The organism is Novosphingobium sp. PC22D (assembly GCF_002556635.1).
Taxonomy (GTDB): Bacteria; Pseudomonadota; Alphaproteobacteria; order Sphingomonadales; family Sphingomonadaceae; genus Novosphingobium.
The window spans coordinates 211,400-233,735 of record NZ_MWMO01000004.1; the positions used below are offsets into that span (position 1 = coordinate 211,400).

The 22,336-nt window shown below is 67.5% G+C and carries 15 protein-coding genes and 1 tRNA gene; 5 read left to right on the top strand and 11 right to left on the bottom strand.

The features are described from left to right. Nucleotides 1-26: 26 nt before the first annotated feature. The 4 genes from B2G71_RS09315 to phaC all read right to left on the bottom strand — a co-directional run bounded on the left by B2G71_RS09315 (nucleotide 27) and on the right by phaC (nucleotide 4,050). Complete coding sequence (locus B2G71_RS09315; RefSeq protein ID WP_098105483.1) at nucleotides 27-422, bottom strand: MAPEG family protein; 396 nt, start codon at nucleotides 420-422, stop codon at nucleotides 27-29. 96 nt (nucleotides 423-518) lie between these two features. Then, the gene (gene clpS / locus B2G71_RS09320; RefSeq protein WP_098105484.1) at nucleotides 519-860 is read right to left on the bottom strand and encodes an ATP-dependent Clp protease adapter ClpS; all 342 of its coding nucleotides are present in this window, start codon (nucleotides 858-860) and stop codon (nucleotides 519-521) included. 171 nt (nucleotides 861-1,031) lie between these two features. Continuing rightward, nucleotides 1,032-1,961, bottom strand: a complete 930-nt coding sequence (locus B2G71_RS09325; protein ID WP_098105485.1) for a phasin family protein — start codon at nucleotides 1,959-1,961, stop codon at nucleotides 1,032-1,034. Nucleotides 1,962-2,160: 199 nt separating this feature from the next. Then, nucleotides 2,161-4,050 carry a class I poly(R)-hydroxyalkanoic acid synthase gene (phaC, locus tag B2G71_RS09330; protein WP_098105486.1) on the bottom strand — a complete coding sequence of 630 codons (1,890 nt, stop codon included), beginning with the start codon at nucleotides 4,048-4,050 and terminating at the stop codon, nucleotides 2,161-2,163. A gap of 324 nt (nucleotides 4,051-4,374) precedes the next feature. Here phaC and B2G71_RS09335 point away from each other — a divergent pair, with 324 nt between their 5' ends. Then, the gene (locus B2G71_RS09335; RefSeq protein WP_098105487.1) at nucleotides 4,375-5,574 is read left to right on the top strand and encodes an LL-diaminopimelate aminotransferase; all 1,200 of its coding nucleotides are present in this window, start codon (nucleotides 4,375-4,377) and stop codon (nucleotides 5,572-5,574) included. Beyond that, on the top strand, nucleotides 5,571-6,338 hold the full coding sequence (locus B2G71_RS09340) for a winged helix-turn-helix domain-containing protein (protein ID WP_098105488.1): 768 nt from the start codon (nucleotides 5,571-5,573) through the stop codon (nucleotides 6,336-6,338). The genes B2G71_RS09335 and B2G71_RS09340 overlap by 4 nt, the downstream gene beginning before the upstream one ends. Before the next feature lie 6 nt (nucleotides 6,339-6,344). Here the strand turns inward: B2G71_RS09340 and B2G71_RS09345 are convergent, their stop codons facing one another. Continuing rightward, nucleotides 6,345-6,875, bottom strand: a complete 531-nt coding sequence (locus B2G71_RS09345) for a molybdenum cofactor guanylyltransferase (RefSeq protein WP_098105580.1) — start codon at nucleotides 6,873-6,875, stop codon at nucleotides 6,345-6,347. Nucleotides 6,876-7,241: 366 nt separating this feature from the next. Between B2G71_RS09345 and B2G71_RS09350 the strand changes: the two genes are divergently transcribed. Then, nucleotides 7,242-7,315: transfer RNA gene (locus tag B2G71_RS09350), tRNA-Cys, on the top strand. 22 nt (nucleotides 7,316-7,337) lie between these two features. On the opposite strand, the gene B2G71_RS09355 is transcribed toward B2G71_RS09350, so the two are convergent. Together B2G71_RS09355 and B2G71_RS09360 are read right to left on the bottom strand one after the other, a co-directional pair. Next, on the bottom strand, nucleotides 7,338-9,263 hold the full coding sequence (locus B2G71_RS09355; protein ID WP_240530076.1) for a gamma-glutamyltransferase family protein: 1,926 nt from the start codon (nucleotides 9,261-9,263) through the stop codon (nucleotides 7,338-7,340). Nucleotides 9,264-9,443: 180 nt separating this feature from the next. Next, entirely contained in the window at nucleotides 9,444-9,647 is a 204-nt protein-coding gene (locus tag B2G71_RS09360) for a hypothetical protein (protein WP_098105581.1), read from the bottom strand. A 299-nt stretch (nucleotides 9,648-9,946) separates the two neighbouring features. Between B2G71_RS09360 and B2G71_RS09365 the strand changes: the two genes are divergently transcribed. Then, nucleotides 9,947-11,752, top strand: a complete 1,806-nt coding sequence (locus B2G71_RS09365) for a sensor domain-containing diguanylate cyclase (protein WP_098105490.1) — start codon at nucleotides 9,947-9,949, stop codon at nucleotides 11,750-11,752. A 102-nt stretch (nucleotides 11,753-11,854) separates the two neighbouring features. On the opposite strand, the gene B2G71_RS23720 is transcribed toward B2G71_RS09365, so the two are convergent. The 4 genes from B2G71_RS23720 to B2G71_RS09385 form a co-directional block, all read right to left on the bottom strand. Further along, entirely contained in the window at nucleotides 11,855-15,850 is a 3,996-nt protein-coding gene (locus tag B2G71_RS23720) for an Ig-like domain-containing protein (RefSeq protein ID WP_141521535.1), read from the bottom strand. A gap of 532 nt (nucleotides 15,851-16,382) precedes the next feature. Continuing rightward, entirely contained in the window at nucleotides 16,383-16,808 is a 426-nt protein-coding gene (locus B2G71_RS09375) for a DUF6491 family protein (RefSeq protein ID WP_141521536.1), read from the bottom strand. 56 nt (nucleotides 16,809-16,864) lie between these two features. Continuing rightward, nucleotides 16,865-18,727: an AMP-binding protein gene (locus B2G71_RS09380; protein WP_098105492.1), complete on the bottom strand. Its 1,863-nt coding sequence runs from the start codon at nucleotides 18,725-18,727 to the stop codon at nucleotides 16,865-16,867. Between the two features lie 58 nt (nucleotides 18,728-18,785). Then, nucleotides 18,786-20,183 (bottom strand): DcaP family trimeric outer membrane transporter, encoded by a 1,398-nt coding sequence (locus B2G71_RS09385; RefSeq protein ID WP_240530077.1) that lies wholly within the window; start codon nucleotides 20,181-20,183, stop codon nucleotides 18,786-18,788. 178 nt (nucleotides 20,184-20,361) lie between these two features. Between B2G71_RS09385 and acs the strand changes: the two genes are divergently transcribed. Then, nucleotides 20,362-22,326, top strand: coding sequence for an acetate--CoA ligase (gene acs, locus B2G71_RS09390; protein ID WP_098105493.1), 1,965 nt, complete (start codon nucleotides 20,362-20,364; stop codon nucleotides 22,324-22,326). Nucleotides 22,327-22,336: the final 10 nt, after the last annotated feature.

Consider the following 22,336-nt stretch of genomic DNA (forward strand, 5'->3'; position numbering starts at 1 on the left):
GCAAGCCCGTGGCGGCGAAAGGGGTATCAGGCCGCGAGCAGCGGCCAGACGACGAGCGCGAGCCCGACGATGCTGATGAGGAACACCAGCGTGCGCAGACCCTTTATTCCGGCGAGATAGATCGGCACGTAGACGACGCGCATCGCCAGCCACAGGCACGCGCCGATCGCGGTGACGTCGCTGGTCCGCCCCGCGATCGCCACTCCGGCGAGCGCGGCGACGGCGATGGGAAAGGTTTCGGCGAGGTTGGCCTGTGCCCGCGCGGCGCGCGCGGCGACCGGATTGAGCGGGGGCATCTCCTCGTCGCGGGGGCCGAGGTTCCAGTCGGTGCCGTACTGCTTCGTCTTGAGGTGCGCGGCGAGGAAAATCTGCACCAGCAGGAGCACGCCGCCCCAGCCCAGGATCACAAGTTCTATCGGCATCGGCAGGCCCCCCGCATCCGTCGCGAGACGAAACGCGCGGGCGCGCGAGTGGTTTCACGCCCGCCGGAACAGGGCCCAGGGATCAAGACCGGGCGGTCAGGCCTTTTCGAGCGTGCACTGCAAGGGGTGCTGGTTCTGGCGCGCGAAGTCCATCACCTGGTTCACCTTGGTTTCGGCAATCTCGTAAGGGAATATCCCGCAGACGCCGACGCCCTTCTGATGGACGTGGAGCATGACGCGCGTCGCCTGCTCGAGGTCCATGTGGAAGAAGCGCTTCAGCACGATCACCACGAATTCCATCGGGGTGTAATCGTCGTTGAGCATCAGCACCTTGAACTGGCTGGGCTTCTTGGGCTTGGTCCGGGTCTTGGTGGCAATGCCGACCTGATCGTCCGAACCGCCGTCCTTGTCCGAATCGTTGCCGTTTCCAGCGCCCATCGGGAACGGAAAACGGGAATCGATCGGTGCAGTGCGTGAGGTCATGGCCGGGCAGGATATCGTATGCCGACGCGAATCGACAAGATGCCCGAGACAAAGAATGTGCTCCGGCGGATACGAAAAGGGGCCGGATGCGGTTCGCACCCGGCCCCTCATTCATTCGACGAATGATCAGATCGTCGACTGGCGCGCCTTGTCGACCGCCATGCTGACGCGGCCCGAGAGCGGCGCCATGGCATCGCTGAAGAGCTTGAGCATGGCTTCGCTGTTCTTCGAGCCGTAGGCGACGGCGCTGTCGAAGTTCTTGCGGACCATGTCGCCCTGGAGCTTGATGAAGTCGGTCGGCGACTTGGCGGAGGCGAGTTCCTTCATGTCGCTGCTCATCGCTTCGAAGGCGGTCTTGCCCTCGGCGGCGAGCGTGCTGCCCATCTCCTGGGCGCCTTCGGAAAGGATCTTGCCCGATTCGATCATCGCCTCGACGTTGCCCTTCGCGAAGTCGGTGACTTCGCCGAACATGCCGGTGGTCTTTTCGAACGCTTCCTTGGCCTTGTTCTGAGCCTCGGAGATGGTGTCCTGGATGTTGGTGAAGTTGGCGCTCATATCCATGATGCTGTGTTCCTTGCGAGAGAAGTTGGGGGTGGTTGCCTCGGCGGCGCGACTACTCACTTCTGCGACGGTCTTGGGCGCCGTCTTTTTGACTGGTTGCGAAGCGCTGACGAAGCTGGCGGGCTTCGCCGGCTTGGCCACGGCCTTCGGCTTCGGCGGCTTGGCCGGAGCAGATTTCGCCGCGGCCCGGACGGGCTTCGCGGCGGGGCGGCCGACGGTCGCACTCTTCGGCGGACGTCCGCGGCGCTTCTTTGGCGCGGCGGCCGGCGCGGCCGATCCGGCCTTCGCGGTTTCGGTATCGCTCTTGGCGTCGGAGCCCTTGGCGGCGGGCGCGGCCGCCTTGGCGCGCGCCGGAGCCTTGGGCTTGGCCGCACCGGCTGCGGCGGGCTTGCGTCCGGGTTTCTTCGGCGCGGTCTTCGCAGGCTCGGCCGAAGCCGCCTTCTCGTTAGCGCCGGCTACCGGATCGCCCTTCGTCGAGTCGTTTTCATCTGCCATTCGAATTCCTGCTGTTCTTCTTGTCTTTGCCTGTAGCGGGCGGGCCCGAACATGTACGTCACCCGACTATGTTGCGTCGCAAAATATACGCTCGACAGCCCGAAGTCAATGACAAATGCTGCACTGCAACAAAAGCGTCTTGCTGCACTCGACCGGCAATACCGGGACACATTCCGGAAACCTAAAGTTGAATCGAGATTCAACGTTGAGCGACGTAACGTCCGGGCGCATCCTCGATCACCTTGTCCCCTCGCCCGCCCGGACGACGCTTGCCGCGCGTGGTGACCGTCTTGTCGTCGATCGTCTCGAGCCACTGGCGCCAATGCGGCCACCAGCTCCCCGGATGCTCCTCGGCGCCTTCCATGAAGGCCTCCAGCGTTTCGGGCGAGGAGTCATTGGTCCAGTATTGATATTTCCCCGAGCTCGGCGGATTGACGACCCCGGCGATGTGCCCCGAACCGGCGAGCAGGAAGGTGAAAGGCCCGCGGATCAAATGGGTCAGCTTCCACACGCTGTGCGGCGGTGCGATATGATCCTCGCGCCCCGCCTGGATATAACATGGCGTCTCGATCCGCGTGAGATCGATGCCCACCCCGCAGGCCGAGAGCGAATTGGGTATGACCATGCGGTTGTCGCGATAGAGATCGCGCAAGTAGTCGCGATGCCAGCGCGCGGGCAGATTGGTGACGTCGCCGTTCCAGTGAAGCAGGTCGAAGGCGGGGTAGTCCTCGCCCTTGAGGTAGTTCTTCTCGACGTAGCTCCAGATGAGGTCGTTGCCGCGCAGGAGATTGAAGGTCGCGGCCAGGTAGCGGCCGTCGACATAGCCTTCGGGCGAGAGATGGCCGATCGTCTCGATCTGCTGGTCGTCGACGAAATTCTTGAGGTCGCCCGCCTCCTCGAAATCGACCTGCGCGGTGAAGAACGTGGCGCTCGCGACCTTGTCGGCCTCGCCCTTCTTGGCGAGCACCGCCAGCGTCGCGGCGAGCGTGGTGCCGGCGACGCAATAGCCGATCGTGTGAACCGAGGGCACCGAGAGCCGTTCGCGGACGTGATCGATCGCCTCGATCTGCGCGCCGATGTAATCGTCCCAGACCACGTCCGCCATCGACGCATCGGCCGACTTCCACGAGACCAGGAACACCGTCACTCCTTGCTCGACGGCCCAGCGCACGAAGCTCTTCTTGGCGTTGAGATCGAGAATGTAGAACCGGTTGATCCACGGCGGGAAGATCACCAGCGGGATCTTGAGCGCACGGTCGGTGGTGGGGGTGTACTGGATGAGCTGGAACAGCGGCGTCTCGTGGATCACCTTGCCGGGCGTCACCGCGATGTTCTCGCCAAGCCGGAAGGCGCCGGGATTGGTGTGCGTGACCTGCCCGCGCCGCAAGTCGTCGAGCAAGTGCTCGAGCCCGCGGACCAGGCTTTCGCCCTTGGTCTCGACCGCCATTTCGAGCGCGATCGGATTGGTCATCGGGAAATTCGAGGGCGAGAGCGAATCGACCAGCATCTTCGTGGCGAAGACGAGCTGGCGCTTGCGCGCGGGCTCGAGATCGTCGAGCGCCTCGGCCGTGCCGACCAGATGCTCGGACAACAGCAGGTAGAGCTGGTGCAGAACCGCGAAGAACGGCTGACGGCGCCAGGCGGGATCGGCGAACCGGCGGTCCTTGCGCGGCAAGTCGGGGTCGGCTTCGGCCTGCTCGCCCGCCTTGGGGCCGATGCCGTAGTGACCGAGCACGGTCTCGAACAGGCTCAGCGCGTCGGTCCAGACTTGCTGCTGCTTTTCGGGACTGCTCAGCGGAAGCTGCCGCAAGACCGCTTCGGCCGTCGCGATCCACTTGGCCGGATCGGTGTAGTGCGATGACGCGCCGGTGGCCTTCTCGGCTTGCTCGACCTGGAAATCGAACAGCATCGATTGCAGCTTGCCGGCGACTTCGGCCCACTGGATCGTGGCTTCGGCGGCCGCGTCCTTGCCTTGCGAAAGCGACCCGAACAGGGTCGTCACGGTATCGGCCTGCGTTTTCAGGAGCCCGGATAGGGCATCGATCTTTGTGTCCTGGTCGGCGTCCAACGCGCGCGTACGTTCATCCATGGAGCGAATTCACCTGACTGGTCTGGCTTGGTGGCGGGCAAGGCACGGGGGCGCCGGAAATTCCGCTGCCGATCGTGCTCGTGGTGTGGCCCGAAGACAATGGGGTCCCCGCTATGCGACGGATCTACGCGCGCCACCCTAACATCAATCGGCCCGGTGAAAAGAGCGCGTACCGGCCCAGGCGTCTTTCGTGACAAGGCCCGTTTCGCGATACGATTTGCTTTTTGCACCGCGATTGCGTTGAATCGCACTGGCCCAACGCGCCGCAATCCACGATAAGGCGCACTTTGAACGAGCCCATGCGCTCCAACCAGGAAAGGTCCCATGTCCGACGAGTTCTACCGCATCAAGCGACTGCCGCCTTATGTCATCGCCGAAGTCAACGCGATGCGGCACGCAGCACGCCAGGCGGGCCGGGACATCATCGACCTGGGCATGGGCAATCCCGACCTGCCGCCGCCCCAGCACGTGATCGACAAGCTGTGCGAAGTGGCGCAGAAGCCCGACGCGCACGGTTATTCGCAGTCCAAGGGCATTCCCGGCCTGCGCCGCGCCCAGGCGAACTATTACGCCCGCCGGTTCGGAGTCGATCTCGATCCCGAAACCGAAGTGGTGGTGACGATGGGCTCGAAAGAGGGCCTCGCGAGCCTTGCCACCGCGATCACCGCGCCGGGCGACGTCGTGCTCTCGCCCAATCCGAGCTACCCGATCCACACCTTCGGCTTCATCATCGCCGGCGCGACGATCCGCTCGGTGCCGACCACGCCCGACGAGCATTATTTCGAGTCGCTCGACCGGGCGATGGCCTTCACCGTGCCGCGCCCCTCGATCCTGGTGGTGAACTATCCCTCCAATCCCACCGCCGAGACGGTCGACCTCGCGTTCTACGAGCGGCTCGTCGCCTGGGCGAAGGAGAACAAGGTCTGGGTGCTGTCCGACCTGGCCTATTCCGAGCTTTACTACGACGGCAATCCGACGCCCTCGATCCTGCAGGTTCCCGGCGCGAAGGACGTCGCGGTCGAGTTCACTTCGATGAGCAAGACCTATTCGATGGCCGGCTGGCGCATGGGCTTCGCGGTCGGCAACCAGCGGCTCATCTCGGCGATGACGCGGGTGAAGAGCTATCTCGATTACGGCGCCTTCACGCCGATCCAGGCGGCGGCCTGCGCCGCGCTGAACGGCCCGCAGGACATCGTCGAGCGCAATCGCGAGCTTTACCAGAAGCGGCGCGACGTGATGGTCGAGGCCTTTGGCCGCGCCGGGTGGGACATTCCGCCGCCCAAGGCCTCGATGTTCGCCTGGGCTCCGCTGCCGCCCGCGCTCAAGGAGATGGGCAGCCTCGAATTCTCGAAACAGCTCCTCACCCATGCCGAAGTCGCGGTCGCGCCGGGCGTGGGCTACGGCGAGGACGGTGAAGGTTACGTGCGCATCGCCATGGTCGAGAACGAGCAGCGCCTGCGGCAGGCGGCGCGCAACGTGCGGCGCTATCTCGCCAGCATGGGGGTGAACAGCACGGCCGCGTGATCGATCGGGCAAGCCACACCGATTGTATCTGCGCCACGCCGGAAACGGTCGCCGCGCCGCCCAGCGGCCCCGCCAAGTTGTTTCGCTGGCTGTCCGACACCCGGCTTCCGGCCGAGCTGGACCTGCGCCAGTTCGGCTGGACGCTGTGCCCGCGCCGGTCCCCGTGCGACCGCCCGGTGCTGCTTTCGCCGCCGCCGCCTTCGGCCATGGGCGCGGATTGGGTGGCGTACATCGACGGCATCGCGCCGGAGGCGCGCTCGCGGATATTCATCGTGCGTGTCGACTGCCCGCAGCGCCGCGCCTCGCTGCTGCGGCTCGGCTTCGGCGAGGCGCTGGCCGGCGGCTCGCCGATCTTCGAGGTCGAGGCGCGCGCCCGCCTCATCCTGGCGCGGCGCAACTTCGTTCCGAAGTGGCGTCAGGTCGGGCCGCTGCTGCTCGACATCGTACGCCGCGATGCCTTCGTCGAGGGCCGGGCGGTTCGCCTGCACCCGCGCGAATTCGAGCTGGCCTGGCGCCTTGCCGATCGCCCCGGCGCGGCGTTCACCAAGGAGGCGCTGATCCGCGATGTCTGGCAGATGGGATTCACGCCTGAGACCAACAGCCTCGCGGTCCACGTCTCGCGCCTGCGCGCCAAGCTCGGCCGCTTCGGTCTGGCGCGGATGATCGAGACCGGGCCGGGCGGGACTTATCTCCTCAATTCTCTGCGCGAAACCGCGCCCGGTCCGGGCGCTCCGTCCACCATGATAGCGAGAGAGGAGCGCTAGACTCCCTCAGCGCGTGGTGCGGCGCGCCGCGTCGAGATCCTGCACGGTGTTGATGTTGGCCGGCGGAATGGCACATTCGACCAGCCGCGCGCCGCACAGTTCGGCGAAGCGGTACATCGAATGCCGCTCTTCCTCGTCCAGCAGCAGCGCCTCGATCGTGGCCGCGGCTCTTGCCGGCCAGATTCCGACGACGGGCTGGGCCGCCAGACAGGCCGGCGCCTCGCCGAGCAGGCCGGGCAGGTCATCGGGCAAGTCGGGCGCATCGACGCCGCAGGTCAGGACGCTGGCGTAATCTTCGTCGTTCGCCAGATGCAGCGCCGAGGCCAGCCCGGCGAGCGGCCCCAAGCCGGGGCGCGGCCAGTCGGGCAAGGTCGGCGCCGGCGCCAGCTCGCGGCCAACCACGACGACGTGTTCGCACCAGCCCGACAGGGCATCGACCGCGCGCGCGATCAGCGTCTGTCCGTCGATCTCGGCAAGCGCCTTGTCGCTCCCGAAACGCAACGACCGTCCTCCCGCCAGGACGGCACCCAGAATCACGACGTCCGCCCGCTGCCGAGGCTGGCGACGGTCCCGTTTCCGGAGCATGGCAAAGTCGTCATCATCGTTCCCTTGTCTGGAGGCGGGCCGGTTCGGGCGGGGCATTCATCCGCCTGCTCCGATCGTACGCGTTGAACGGTCCGAATGCGCGCCTGTTCCTGTACCACGGCGCGAAACCTTGCGCAGCGTGCCCGATGGCAATGCGCACGCCGCGCGACGGCGGACCGCCGACCTGCCGCACGGCGCTTGACCGCCCGCCCGCCCCGTGCGAAAGGCCGCGCCCACGCAATCGCGACCACGAGATTGCGCAAGCTGACCGATCGGAGCGGCGGGCTTCCCCGAAAAACCGGTCCGGATGCTTGAAAAGGCCCGATGGCGGAGTGGTGACGCAGCGGACTGCAAATCCGTATACGCCGGTTCGATTCCGGCTCGGGCCTCCATCACCACCGCCCAACTGCGGCATCAATAGCCGCTGGCCTGACCGTCCTTGCGCATTTCGGTGGCGCCGGTGTAGACGCCCGTTTGCGGATCGCGGGCGATCGCCTGATAGCCGCCGAAGGGAATGCCGGTGTTCTCGACCTCGACCCGGTGGCCCATGGCGCGAAGTTTCTCGACCGTTGCGGCGGGAACGCCCGGCTCCACGTAGAGCGTGCCTAGATCGTCGATCTCGCGCGTGTCCGCCGCACTGCCGGCGAGCGCGTCGGTCGGCTGACGGCCGCCATCGTGCATCAGCCGCGCGGCATCGCCCGCCTCCTGCAGGTTCATCCCGTAGTCGACCAGATTGACGAGGATCTGGACGTGGCCCTGCGGCTGCATGCCGCCACCCATCAGGCCGAAGCTGATGAAGGGCTTGCCGTCCTTTTTTATGAAGGCGGGGATGATCGTGTGGAAGGGCCGCTTGCCCGGCGCATAGGCGTTGGGGTGCGCGGGATCGAGGCTGAACAGCTCGCCCCGGTCCTGGAACATGAAGCCCAGGCCGTCGGCGACGAGGCCGCTGCCCATGCCGCGATAGTTCGACTGGATCAGGCTCACCATCATGCCGTTGCCGTCGGCGACGGTGAGGTAGGTGGTGTCGCCCGGCCCCTCCAGCTTCACGGCGTCCGGAGTGCCGGCGGCAAAAGCGGGGGTGGCACGGTCGGGATCGATCTCGGCGAAGCGTGCCCGCCCGTACTGCGCGCTCAGCAGCCCCTCGGGCGCCTCGGCGAAATCGGGATCGGCATAGAAGCGGGCGACGTCCTCGAAGGCGAGGCGCTTGGCCTCGGTGATGTAGTGCAGCACTTCGGGCGAGCCGCGCTCCCATTGCGAAAGGTCGACGTTCCTGAGGATGTTGACCATCTGCAGCGCGGCGAAGCCCTGCCCGTTGGGCGGAAGCTCGCACAGCTCGTAGCCGCGCCGGTAGGCGACGCACGAGACGTCTACCCATTCGCTGTGATGCCCGGCGAAGTCCTCCAGGGTGAAGGCGCTGCCCTGCCGGCGCAGATAGTCCACCATGATCCGGGCGGTCTCGCCCTCGTAGAATTCGTCGCGCCCGTTCTTGGCGATGCGCTCGAGCGTGTCGGCGAGATCGGGATTGCGGAACACGTCGCCCGGCTTCGGCGCGCCGTTCGCGAAGTAGGTCTTGCGCGCATTGTCGAATGCGAAGTCGATCGTCTCGAGCCGGTTCTCGAAGCCGCGCAGGCCGCGTCCGAGATACATGGCGATGACCGGCGGGATCGCGTGCCCTTCGCGCGCATAGCGGATCGCGGGGGCGAGATTGCGCGCCATCGCCAGCTTGCCGTAGCGCTCGTGCAGCGTGAACCAGGCATCGACCGTTCCGGGAACGGTGATCGGCAGCGGGCCGACCGACGGAATGCCCGCCGCGTCGGGGCCAAGCTTCGCCCTGAGCTGGTCGAGCGTCTGTCCGGAGGGCGAGCGGCCCGATCCGTTGATCCCCTGCAATGTGCCGGTCGCGGGGTCGTAGACGATCGCGAACAGGTCGCCGCCGATGCCGTTGCCCGTCGGCTCGGTCAGGCCCAGCACGGCATTGGCCGCGATCACCGCGTCGACCGCGCTGCCGCCCGCCTTGAGGATATCGAGCGCGGCCTGGGTCGCGAGCGGCTGCGCGGTCGCGGCCATGCCGTGCATCGCGACCACCGGGCTGCGGCTCCACGGCGCGCCGACGGGGCGCGCGCCCGGCCCGATGCCCTGTGTCGCCTCCGCGGTCGTATCCGCGACGCTGGCCTTTCGCGCGCCGCCTTGCGGCTCCTGCGCGAGCGCCGGGCCCGCCAGCAAGATGCCGGCCGCGAGTATTTTCGAGATGCGCCCCATGTCGTCCTGCCGTCCTGTTCCGCCGGCCGCCCCGAGCGTGCCGCGCCGCGCACGGTAAGTCGACGGACCGGACCTCGTCAAACCGTCACGCCGTCAAGCCGAACGTCGCGACCGGTCCCTATCCGTATTGCTGGCCCGCGTCCTGCCGCCGAGGTTCGGGCGGGCGGTTCGGATTTGCGGGTTCCGCGTCGAGCGTCTCGCGCTGCCCCTCGGTGTCCCGGGGGGTGGGCCGGCCGAGCCGTTCCGCTTTCCCGGGGGCGCTCACAAGGTCCCTCTCCTGACCGACCACGCCTGGCTGCCGCGCAACGTGCAAAGCCGGGTGCTGCCTTTCCACAATTCGACATCGCGATCGGGAACCTCGGTCCGCGCGAACAGTAACGCCTCGCTGGCATCGGGGGCGCGAAAGCAGATCGGCTCCTTGGGATGCGATGCACCGTCCAGGAATTTGAGGACATAGCGATCCATCGGCACCTCCACCCGCAAGCTTGGTCTGCGGCGCGAGGATTCGCGGGCTGACGGTCTGCCAAACCGGTGGCCGACCGCAAGGTTCCCGTGCATGAGGAAAATTCTCGCGCCGCGGCAGGGGCTTACCTCGGAAACGCGACGACGAGTGCGAACCCATGGCATTCGCGGATGGCGACTCCGGGACGCGATGCCGCGGCGGGGCCGGACCGAGCCGAAGCATGCGGAAAAAAGAGCACAATTTCCGCGCCGCGGCGCCGGGATTTAACCCGTATTTTACCGCAGAGGCAAATAGATAGCCTATGTCGCCCCAAAATCATCGGGCCCCCTCGAAGCTGCTTTGGCCGGTCGTCGTCGGGGTGGCCTATTTCATCGCGGCCGCGCTCGCTCTCTGGCTGAGCAGGAGCGTAAGCGGTGCGGCGACGATCTGGCCGGCGAGCGGCATTCTGCTTTCGGGCCTTCTGCTCCGCCCGGCCGAGCGTTGGGACGGCATCCTGCTGGCGAGCGCGATCGCCAGCCTGTCCGCCAACTTCGCGTTCGGTTCGAGCCTTTCGGTCTCGGCCGGCTTCACTTTCGCCAACATCGTCGAAGCAATGGTCGCCGCGACGATCGTGCGCCGCTCGTCGGGCAAGGACCTCGCGTTCGACCGGCCACACGGCGTCGGCCATTTCGCCGTCGCCTGCCTGTGCGCCTCGTCGGTCAGCGCTTTTCTCGCGAGCCTGCTGTCGGGCGATTGGTCGGGCGGCTTCACGAGTTCGTGGTTCCTCACGGTCCTTCTCGGACAACTGATCCTCACGCCGCTTGTCATGACCTCGGCCCAGGCCCTGCGACGGCTGCGACTGCCTCGGGACTATCGGCGCATCGCGGAGACAATCGCGCTTCTCGCGCTGGTCGCCGTCGTGAGCGCTGTGGCCTTCTGGCAGACCCACTATCCCTTGCTGTTCCTGCCGGTGCTGCCACTGCTGCTGGCAACCTACCGTCTCGGCCCGGTCGGGGCGACGCTCAGTGTCTTCACCATCGCCGTGTTCGGCTCGCTGGCCACGTCCAGAGTGACGACGCTGTTCGGCGCGAGCTGGCCGGTGCAGGATCTGGTGCTGTTCTTCCAGTTCTATCTCGCCGCGCTCCTGGTCGCGGCATTGCCGCTGGCCGCCGCGCTGGCGGCGCGCGACGACTTCGTAGGCGTTCTGAAACGTCAGCAGGCCTATTTCGAGATGGCCTCGCGCACCTCAAGCATCGGCTACTGGCGGCTCACGCTCGCCGACAGCTCGCTCGAGTGGTCCGAGGAGGTCTATCGCATTCACGGCCTGCCGATCGGCGAGCCACCGCTGCTCGAGGATGCGGTCAACGCCTATCATCCCGATGACCGCCCGCTGGTCGAGGCCAAGCTCGACGAGGCCTTGCAGACGAAAGGCCAGTTCGCGTTCGACGCGCGGATCATCACAAGCTTCGGCGAACTGCGCCACATCAACAGCCGCGGCCAGGTCGAGTTCGGCGACAACGGCGAGGCGGTCGCACTGTTCGGCATCTTCCAGGACGTCTCCGACCGCGTCCGCCTCGTCGAGGACCTGCGCGCGGCGCGCGTCATGGCCGAAGCCGAGGCCCGCCACGCGCGCGAGCTTGCCGAGACCGACCAGCTCACCGGAATTCCCAACCGCCGCAAGACCATGGCCGTGCTCGAGACCGAGATCGAGGCCTGCCGCACGAAGGGGACCATGCTCACCATCGGCCTGCTCGACGTCGACCGGTTCAAGTCGATCAACGACAGCTTCGGCCATGTCGTCGGCGATCTCGTCCTGCAGGACGTCGCGCTGGCCTGCGACAAGGCGATCCGGACGTCCGACTTTCTCGGTCGTATCGGCGGCGAGGAATTCCTGGTCCTGCTCCCGGGCGCGGATACCGCCGCGGCGGGCCCGATCGCCGAGCGCATCCGGCTCGCGGTGATTCGCGACACCGCCGCCGGCGAAGTGCCCGAAGTCACCGTGAGCATCGGCCTGGCGCAATTCAACGCGACGATGAGGACGTCGCAGCTTCTCCAGACTGCCGACGAGGCGCTCTACGACGCCAAGCGCGGCGGCCGCAACCGCGTCGAGATCGCCAGTCCCTGCTGAACGCGAGAGGGCGCGATTCGTGATTGGCCCGGTTTGTTTCCGACAAAAAGATGCCGGACGGAGGCGGGTCCGTCCGGCACCAAGTTGCGACGCGATCCGCGATCAGGCGATCACGGCGAGCGACCCGGTCGTGTGGGGATCGAGCAGCAGATCGTTGGGCGCCATCGCCGGGTCGCTGCTGGCGAGCGCGAGATCGAGATCGGCGGAGAGCCCGCCGGGTCCGTCATCGTCGTCGAGGATGGAGACCTCGCCCTTGATCGACAGGTCAGAGGCCATCAGGGGCGAGCCGCTGCCGTTGAGCAGCGAGATGTCGACGAGGTTGCCGACGACATCGCTGTCGCTCAGCCCCGTGCTGTCGGTCGCAGTGATGCGCGTGGCATTGAGCACCTGCACCCCGGCGACGGTGACGTCCTGTTCATAGCGGACCGTGCCGAGAACCTGGTTGACCGCGACGTTGTCCATCGTTCCGCCGTCGATCGCGGTGATGGTCAGCGTCGAACTCGGCGCGAGGACGTTGAGGAGGCCCGGATCGTTGTCGACCACCACCGAAAGACCGAGGCTGTTGGCGAGCGCGACGTCGGCGGTCAGCGTATAGGCTTCGAGATTGACCGAGAGCAGCGGCGCGAACTCGACCTCGACTTCGGTGAGGTCGTTGTCGGGATCGACCGCGAAGAGCGCCTGCCCGTTGAAATCGATCAGTCCCAGCGTTTCCGCGCCGATGAGCCCGAGCAGGTCGTCTTCGCTGACCTGCACGATCGGCGCGCGATCGGTGTCGATGATCGTGATGTCCTGGCTGTCGGTGTCGCCGACCAGCCCGGTCGAGCCGACCACGCGGGCATCGATCGTGTGATCGCCCTCGTCTATCACGTCGAAGGCGTAGGACCACGTCGTCCCGCTGACCTGGGCATCGGCCCAGGCACCGCCGTCGATCCGGACCTCGACGCCCTCGCCAGCGTCCAGTGCGCCGCTCAGTGTACCGCTGATCTCGGGCGTGACGTCCTCGGTCGCGAAGTCGCCGACCGTGCCGGTATCTTCCTCGATCGCGGTGATCTCGATCGTCTCGGTCGGCGCCTGCGGCCCGCCGCCGCCGCCCGTGTCCACCGTCGCCGTCCCGGGCTGCGAGACGTTGCCGGCGGCGTCCACGGCGCGGGCGCTCACTTCGGTGTCGTCGGCGAGCGGGCTCGGGGGCGTGTAGCTCCAGTTGCCCGATGCGTCCGCCATGACCGTGCCCTCGGCGGTGCCGTCACCGTTGGTATCGACCCGGACGGTGCTGCCCGCCTCGGCCGTGCCGGTCACCTCGGTGCCGTCGCTCGGCGCGACCGTGGGTGCCTGAGGCGCGGTGGTGTCGACGACGACGGCGAAGGCGTCCGAAGCCGCGCTTTGCCCGCCCCCGTCCGATGCCGTGACGGTGAAGACGTGCTCGCCCTCGCCGAGCGCGGTGCCCGGCGTGAACGCCCAGTTGCCCGAGCCGTTGGCAGTGGTCGTGCCGAGAAGCGTGTCGCCGTCGTAGACCGACACGGTCGCGCCCGCCGGTGCGTCCGAACCGGAGATCCGCGGCCGCGTGTCGTTGGTCGCGCCCCCGTCCTCGACGATGCCGGTCTGCGGCGACACGTCGTCGGTCACCGCGAGGATTGTCGGCGCATCGGGCGGCGCGGTCGTATCGGCATCGACTTCGACCGTGGCGGGCGGCGAGACATTGCCGGCCTCGTCGCTGGCGGTGGCGGTGACGGTCGTCCCGTCTTCGATCGGCTCGGGCGGCGTGTAGGTCCAGTCGCCCGCGCCGTCGGCCTCGACCGTGACGTCGCTCTCGCCGTCATCGTCGAGGTCGAGCGAGACGGTCGCGCCCGGCTCGGCGGTGCCGGTGATCTCCGTCCCGTCGGTCGGCGCGATGACCGGCGCGGCCGGCGCGACGGTATCGACGACGATCGCGTAGGCGGGCGATTGTCCGCTGGTGCCGCCGCTCGACGTCGCCGTCGCGGTGAAGCTGTGCGACCCTTCGCCAAGGTCGGTGCCCGGGGTAAAGGCCCAGTTGCCCGAGGCATCGGCGGTGGCCGTGCCGAGTTCGGTCGCGCCGTCGAAGACCGTGATCTGGGCATTGGCGCCGGCCGTGCCCCGGATCGTCGGACGGGCATCATCGGTCGCCTCGCCGCGCGCGACGCCACCCGTGATCGCGCCGACATCGTCGACCACGCTGCCGATCCGCGGCGCCGGAGGGGCCGCATCGGCATCGACCGTCACCGTCGCGGGATCGGATTCGTTACCCGCCTCGTCGGTCGCGGTCGCGGAGATCTCGGTATCGTCGGGGATGGGCTCATCGGGCGTGTAGCTCCACTGGCCCTCGTCGTCGGTGGTGACGGTCTCGTCGACGTCACCGTCATCGCCGATGTCGAGATCCACCGTCGAGCCGGGTTCGGCACTGCCGCTGACCTGCGAGCCGTCGGTATCGTCGATGACCGGAGGCGCGGGCGCTGTGGTGTCGACGTCGAATACAAAGGGCTCCGAGCTATTCCCGCCCGCCTCGGCGGTGAGGGAATGCGCGCCCTCGGCGAGCGCGACCTCAACCTGGAAGCTCCAGTCGCCGTCCGCGTCGGACGTGGTGGTGCCGAGCAGCGTGTCGCCGTCATAGACCGAAACGGTCACGCTGGCCCCGGCGTTCGAACCGGCCACAGTCGGAAGCCTGTCGTCGGTGACGCCGCCTTCGGCGATCGGTCCGGTGATCGCGCCGAAGTCGTCGGTCACGGTCTCGATCACGGGCGTTCCGGTGCCGCCGCCATTGCCGCCGTTGCCGCCGTCATCGTCACCCACCGTATCGCTCGCGGGATCGGACTCGTTGCCCGCCGGGTCGGTTGCGACCACGGTGACCTCGGTGCCGTCGTCGAGCGGTTCGTCGGGCGTGTAGGTCCAGGTTCCGTCGTCGCCGGTGGTCACCTCGTCGTCGCTCTCGCCGTCACCGTCGATGTCGATCGAGATGGTCGTGCCGGGTTCGGCGGTTCCGGTCACTTCGTCGCCGTCGCCGGCATCGACCGTGGGCGTTGTGGGCGCGGTCGTATCGATGGTGAGGACGAAGGGATCGGACGGCGCGCTCTCGTTGCCCAGCGCGTCGGTCGCCGAGACGGTGAAGCTGTGCTCGCCTTCGTCGAGCGCGGCCTCGGGCGTGAATTCCCAGGAGCCGTCGTCGTCCGCAACGGCGGTGCCGAGCAGCGTGTCGCCGTCGAAGATCGAGACCGTCGCGCCCGGCTCCGCGCCCGAGCCCCGCAGCGTGGGCATCGTGTCGTCGGTGGCGTCGCCGTCGTCGAGATCGCCGGTGATCGCGCCGACGTCATCGGTCGCGGTGTCGATGGCGGGGGCCGTGGTGTCGGCGTCGACCACGGCGGTGGCCGGGTCGGACGTGTTGCCCGCCTCGTCGGTCGCGGTCGCGGAGATCGTGGTGCCGTCATCAAGCGGCGTGTCGGGGGTATAGCTCCAAGCCCCGTCTCCGTCGGCATCAACCGTCGCGTCGGCGTTGCCGTCCCCGTCGAAGTCGAGCGCGATCGACGAGCCGGCTTCGGCGGTCCCCGAAATGACGGTGCCGTTGGTGGGGTCGATCACGGGCGGATCGGGCGCGGTGGTATCACCTCCGCCATCCCCGCCGTCAGAACCATCATCGTCGTCGTCATCGCCGCTGGCGATCGCGATGGCGCCACCGACGGCCAGCGCGCCGAGCCCGACCAGGGGGGCGATGCCGATGCCGCCGCCGCCATCGTCGCTGGTCACCGGGACGAAGCTCCAGGCGACCGGATGCGCGGCTGTCTCGCCGCAGGCGTCCTCGTCCTCGGGGTCGAACACCCACTCGGTCACCGGCCCCTCGGGATCGGCGACCCGGACTTCAGGCTGCTGTTCGGTGGAGCAATCGTAGTAATCGGCGAGCCGGATTACCGAGCCGTCCGCCAGTTTGATAACGAGATCGTCGCCGTCGCGCGTGGCGGACGTGACGTCGGTGCGCTGTAAGTAGACTTTGACTAAAGTCGTGTCGCGGGCGTTGATCGTCTTCTCGCCCTGGAGCGTCTCCGTGCGGGGCCGACCGTCGCCGCGGCCCGTGATCTCCATCTGATATGCCATCGCTCGACTCCTCTCTTCCCCGCGGAGTCGAATCCTTGGCAACCAGGGTTACGTTAGTGTCACCATTCGCGATTAATTTCGAACTGATCGGCAATTGGCGCGGGCGCTCGGAATTCTGCGAAAGTCTCCACATCTGCGCACCGGTTTTGTTAACGATGATCACCGGGCCGGCCACTTTCCGTCCCGAAATTACATGACTTACATAACCTTCGTGATCATCACGCAGGTAAGATTTCATTCGATAGGATCGTCGGCGCGATTCCATATCTAAACGCCGTGGTCGCGGGCGGCCGAGAACGCGCGGACTCGCACGAAGACGCCAGCGAAGCGGCACGCGAACGAGCGCGGCCGCAACTGTCGACCCTCGCCTTACAAGATAACGGCAATCCCCGCTTGCCGCGCCCGGCGGTGGAGGCCGAAGCGCGGCGAACGGGCGGTCGCGTTCCCCGCCGCGTGGCTGCCGGTGGGCGCGGGTCGCGCCGTCCCCGAAAGAGCAAATCCCGAAAAAAGCGTCCGCCGCGAGGCGGGCGGGCTATGTCTTCGGTCTGGCCCGCATCGCCTTGTATTCTGCTTCGGAGATCTTGCGCACCATGCGCACCGCGCAGCGCTTCGGACCGGTCGGACCCGGTACGATCAGGTCGACGTCGAGCCCGTCGCAGATCTGGCCGGGACCGCGCTGGTCGAAGGCGATCGCCTCGGACCAGTCGAGATCGGGGCACGGGCCGAAGGTCTCGAACAGGTACTTGTCGCGAACGCCGACGCTGACCACGACGCTGTCGCTGCCGCGCCTGGTGTCGGGCACGTCGTTGAAGCCGTTCACCTGGCTGAGAAAGAAGCACGATCGCCCTTCGGCCGCCGCGGTGGCCGGTTCGGGCGCGGCGGTGCCGGCGCAGGCGGAAATGGATGCCGCGGCGCCAAAGGCCGCGACCGGGGCGAGCCAGAACATGGTTCGGGTCATTGCGGATCTCCCGTCTCTATTGCGAACGAACGAGACGGGCCGCCGCAAGGTTCCGGTCAGACGTGCTCGATCGATCGTTGCAGGGCATCGATGATCGAGGGGTCCTCGATCGTCTGCGGCACCACCACGTCCTCGCCGTTGACCAGCGTGCGCAGGAGATTGCGCAGGATCTTGCCCGAACGCGTCTTGGGCAGGCCGTCGACGAAGATCACCGCGCGCGGGCTCGCGATCGGACCGATATCCTCGCGGATCATGCGAACGAGGTCCTTTTCCACCGCGCCGAGGTCTTCCGCGCCGGGACGCGTCACCGCGAAGGCCACGGGCATTTCGCCCTTGAGCTGGTCCGCCGCGCCGACGACCGCGCATTCCACCACCATCGGGTGGTTGGCGATCACTTCCTCCATCTGCCCGGTCGAGAGGCGATGCCCGGCGACGTTGATGATGTCGTCGGTGCGCCCCATGATGTGGATGAAGCCGTCCTCGTCGATCATGCCCGCATCGCCCGAGGTGTAATGCCCCGGAAAGTCGACGAAGCCCGCCGCGAAGCGCTCGGGATCGTTCCACAACGCGCGGAACACACCGGGCGGCAACGGCTGCTCGACCAGCAGGCTGCCGACCTTGCCCGGGGCGACGTCGCGGTGCTCGTCGTCCTTGACCTTGAAGCGGAAGCCGGGAACCGCCCGCCCCGCGCTGCCGACGCGTACCTGCGTCTCGCCGAGCCCGAAGCAGGTGGCGATCGCCGGCCAGCCGATCTCGGTCTGCCACCAGTGGTCGATCACCGGCTTGCCGAGCGCCTCGGCGATCCACTGAAGCGTGTCGGGGTCGGCGCGTTCGCCCGCGAGGAACAGCGAGGAGAGAGAAGAGAGACTGGCCTCGCGAATGAACGCGCCATCCGGGTCCGCGCGCCGGATCGCGCGAATGGCGGTGGGCGCGGTGAAGAGCACCTTGACCTTGTGACGGTCGACCAGGCGCCAGAAGGTGCCCGCGTCGGGCGTGCCCACCGGCTTGCCTTCGAACAGCACTGTGGTGCACCCGGCGAGCAGCGGGCCGTAGACGATGTAGCTGTGGCCAACGACCCAGCCGATGTCCGACGCCGCCCAGTAGACGTCGCCGGCCCCGACGCCGTAGATGTGCCGCATCGACCAGGCGAGCGCGACCGCATGGCCGCCATTGTCGCGGACCACCCCCTTGGGCGTGCCGGTCGTGCCCGACGTGTAGAGGATGTAGAGCGGGTCGGTCGCGTCCACCGGAACCGGGCCGACCGGTCGCGCGACGGCATAGGCCGCGGCCCAGTCGATGTCGCGATTGGGAACCAGATCGGCGCGAAGCTGCTCGCGCTGGAGGATGATCGCGCAATCGGGCTTGTGCACCGAAAGCTCGATCGCCTTGTCGAGCAGCGGCTTGTAGGCGATCGTCCGGTTGGGCTCGATCCCGCACGAGGCGCTGAGCACGACCTTGGGCGTGCAATGCTCGATCCGCTTGGCGAGTTCGGGCGCGGCGAAGCCGCCGAAGACGACGGAGTGCACCGCGCCGATCCGCGCGCAGGCCAGCATCGCGAAGACCGCTTCGGGCACCATCGGCATGTAGATGATCACCCGGTCGCCGCGCTGCACCCCGGCGACGCGCAGCATTCCGGCGGTGCGCGCGACGCGGTCGAGCAGATCGGCGTACGTGTAGCGCGCGAAGCCGCCCGTCACCGGGCTTTCATAGATCAGCGCCGCCTGGTCGCCGCGCCCGGCAGCGACGTGCCGGTCGACCGCGTTGGCGCATGTGTTGAGCATGCCGTCCGGGAACCAGGCGTCCGAACCGGCCGAATGCGCGACGCTGGGGAAGCGATCCCATTCGATCGCCTCGGCGGCATCCAGCCAGAACCCTTCGGGGTCACGCTCGGCCCTGGCATAGACATCCGCGTAATTCATCGGTTCGTTTCCCCTTGCGCAAGGCGAAGCCAAGGTCGCGTTCATCGCCATGGCTCTGTCAGAAGCTGTACTTCGCGGTGACCTGCACCTTTTGCAGGTTGCCGCTGGCGCCGCCCTCGTTCTCGCGCTCGGCATACATGTATTCAAGTCCGAGATCGAGCTTGGGCACCGGCGAATAGATCACGTTGGCGAGCGCGTTCCACACGCTGTCGGTCGCGCCGGCTCCGGTCAGCGCCACCGGATTGTCAGCCTTGAAATAACTGCCGGCGACGTTCGAACGCAGCTTGTCGTTCCACACGTGCCGGAACGCGGCGAAGCCCGAGTAGGTGGTGATCGGATCGAGCTCGCCGTCGAGGTCGATCGCCGCGTCGTTGACGATGTTGGCGCCCATGTAGCGGCCGAGCCCCTGGCCGACGGTGCCCATGAAGCGCACGTCGTCCTTGTCGCCGACCGGCACCTTGCCGCTCAGGCTGACGCCGTAGCCGAAGGCGCTGTCGCCCGAGGCGGCGCCGAGGTCGGCGGCCGAGGCATGGAGCTGGCGCACGATCCCGGCGAGCGCGAAGCCCTTCACGTCGTAGCGCACGATGATGTCGGGCAGCTTGTCGTCGGCGGGCAGGATGCGGCCGCCGCTCGCATTGGTGATCGTCGTTTCGGGCTGCTCGACCGCGAAGGACAGACCGCTCTTCGCCTGATAGCGGATCATCGGCTGCCGCACGAACACGGTGCCCGGCATGGTGCCCACGAAGTCGACGCTGTCGGGCAGCGCGGAGACGTTCTGGAAGGTCGACCAGGCCTGGCCGAAGGTCCAGCCGTCGTAAGTGAGGAACGCCTGGCGCATGCGCGGGGTATAGCTGTTCGAGACCCGCTGGTCGCCGCCCGAGGTGACGAGGAAGTCGAGTTCGAGGTGCCCGCCCAGGGTCTTGCCGCCGACCGGAGTCTCGGCCTTGAGGATGACGCGGCTCTGGCGCGCGTGGAAATGCGTGTCCCAGCCCGAGGCGGAACCGCCGACCGGGATCAGGCTGGGGATGAGGAAGTCGCGGTTGATCGAATCGCCGGGCACTTCGCCGCCGCTGGTGCGCTGCGAGATCGCGTCCATCTTGACATAGCCGCCGATGGTGAACTGCGTCGCGCCGACGCGGAAGCCCTTCTTGTCGTCCGCCTCGATCCTGGCGACGCGCTCCCTGATCTCGCCCTGCTCGGCGGCGACCGCGCGGGTCTCGGCGACGGCGGCGCGCATTTCCCGCGCCATCGCCGCGTCGGCGGGGCTGGCGGCGGCGGCCGTGCCCTGCGCCGCGTCCATGCGCGCCTGCATCTGCATGATCATCGCCTCGAGCCGGTCGAGCCGCTGCTCGAGCGTCTCCTGAGCCAGCGCCGCCACCGGCGCCAGCGCGCTGGCGCTCAACAGGCCCGCGGCAAGCGACTTGCGCAGACCGGCCCTCATCCGGCAATAGTCCATGATCGTTCCTCCCCCATCTGACGTGGTTCGCTTGGAGGAGGGATCTTGCAGGGTGCTCCGCCTGCCGCCAGTCGGCAAATGGTCTATAAGACTTAGGTCGCAATGACCCGCTCGTGCCGCTCGCGCTAGGAATGCAGCCAAGTTGCGCTTATCTTGCGTCCACACACCGGGAGAGATCATGCAGGACACCATCGACGCCAGGGCAGACATCGTCCCGGTTCCCGCGCAGGCGACCCAGGGCACGGCTTGCACGCTCGCGCAGTACCAGCAGATGTACCGGGCCTCGATCGAGGACAGCGACGGATTCTGGGCCGAACAGGCGAAGCGGATCGACTGGATGACCGCTCCGACCAAGGTCGCGGCCTGGTCGTTCGACCCCGTGGACATCCGCTGGTTCGAAGACGGCACGCTCAACATCTGCCACAACGCGGTCGACCGCCACGTCGCGGCCGGGCGCGGCGACGAGCCCGCGCTGATCTTCGAGCCCGACGATCCGCAGGGCGAGGTCCGCACGCTGACTTACGCCGAGCTGCGCGCCGAAGTGATCCGCATGGCCAACGCGCTCAAGCAGATGGGCGTAAGCAAGGGCGACCGCGTCACGCTCTACATGCCGATGGTGATCGAGGGCGCGGTGGCGATGCTCGCCTGCGCGCGGATCGGCGCGGTGCACTCGGTGGTGTTCGGCGGCTTCTCGCCCGACGCCATCGCCGGCCGCATCGAGGACTGCCGGTCCGACTGGGTGATCTGCGCCGACGAGGGCCTGCGCGGCTCGAAGCACATCCCGCTCAAGGCCAATATCGACGCCGCGCTCGCCAAGGTCTCGGTCAAGGGCGTGCTCGTCGTCAAGCACACCGGCGGTGATGTCGCGATGACCGAGGGCCGCGACCGCTGGTATCACGACTTCACCGGCCTTGCCGAGGAATGCCCCTGCGAGGAGATGAAGGCGGAAGACCCGCTGTTCATCCTCTATACCTCGGGATCGACCGGCAAGCCCAAGGGCGTCGTGCACACCACCGGCGGCTATGCCGTGTGGACCGAGACGACCTTCCGCTACGTGTTCGACTACCGCCCCGGCGAGATCTACTGGTGCACCGCCGACATCGGCTGGATCACCGGGCACAGCTACATCGTCTACGGCCCGCTGATGAACGGCGCGACCGCGCTGATGTTCGAGGGCGTGCCCAACTATCCCGACCACGACCGCTTCTGGCAAGTGGTCGACAAGCACAAGGTCAACATCCTCTACACCGCGCCGACCGCGATCCGCGCGCTGATGCGCGAGGGCGACGAATACGTCACCCGCCACGATCTCTCGAGCCTGCGCATGCTCGGCTCGGTCGGCGAGCCGATCAATCCGGAGGCGTGGCGCTGGTATCAGGGGCTCGTCGGCAAGGGCCGGATTCCGGTGGTCGACACCTGGTGGCAGACCGAGACCGGCGGCATCATGATCACCACCCTGCCCGGCGCGCACGACATGAAGCCGGGCAGCGCCGGCCGCCCGTTCTTCGGCGTGTGCCCCCAGCTCGTTGACAATGAAGGCAAGGTGCTCGCCGACGAGACCACCGGCGGCGCGGCCGAGGGCAACTTGTGCCTCACCGCGAGCTGGCCGGGCCAGTCGCGCACCGTCTACGGCGATCACGAGCGCTTCGTGCAGACCTACTTCGCCAGCTACAAGGGCAAGTACTTCACTGGCGACGGCTGCCGCCGCGACGCCGACGGCTACTACTGGATCACCGGCCGCGTCGACGACGTGCTCAACGTCTCGGGCCACCGGATGGGCACCGCCGAGATCGAGAGCGCGCTGGTGCTGCACGAGAAGGTCGCCGAGGCCGCCGTCGTCGGATATCCGCACGACATCAAGGGCCAGGGCATCTACTGCTACGTCACGCTCAATGCCGGGATCGCGCCCAGCGACGATCTCGCCAAGGAGCTGCGCCAGTGGGTGCGCACCGAGATCGGCCCGATCGCCTCGCCCGATCACCTGCACTTCACCCCGGGGCTGCCCAAGACCCGTTCGGGCAAGATCATGCGCCGCATCCTGCGCAAGATCGCCGAGAACGACTACGGGGCGCTGGGAGACACTTCCACCCTCGCCGATCCCTCGCTCGTCGACGGCTTGATCGAGGGGAGGCTCAACCGCTAGGTCCCCGACC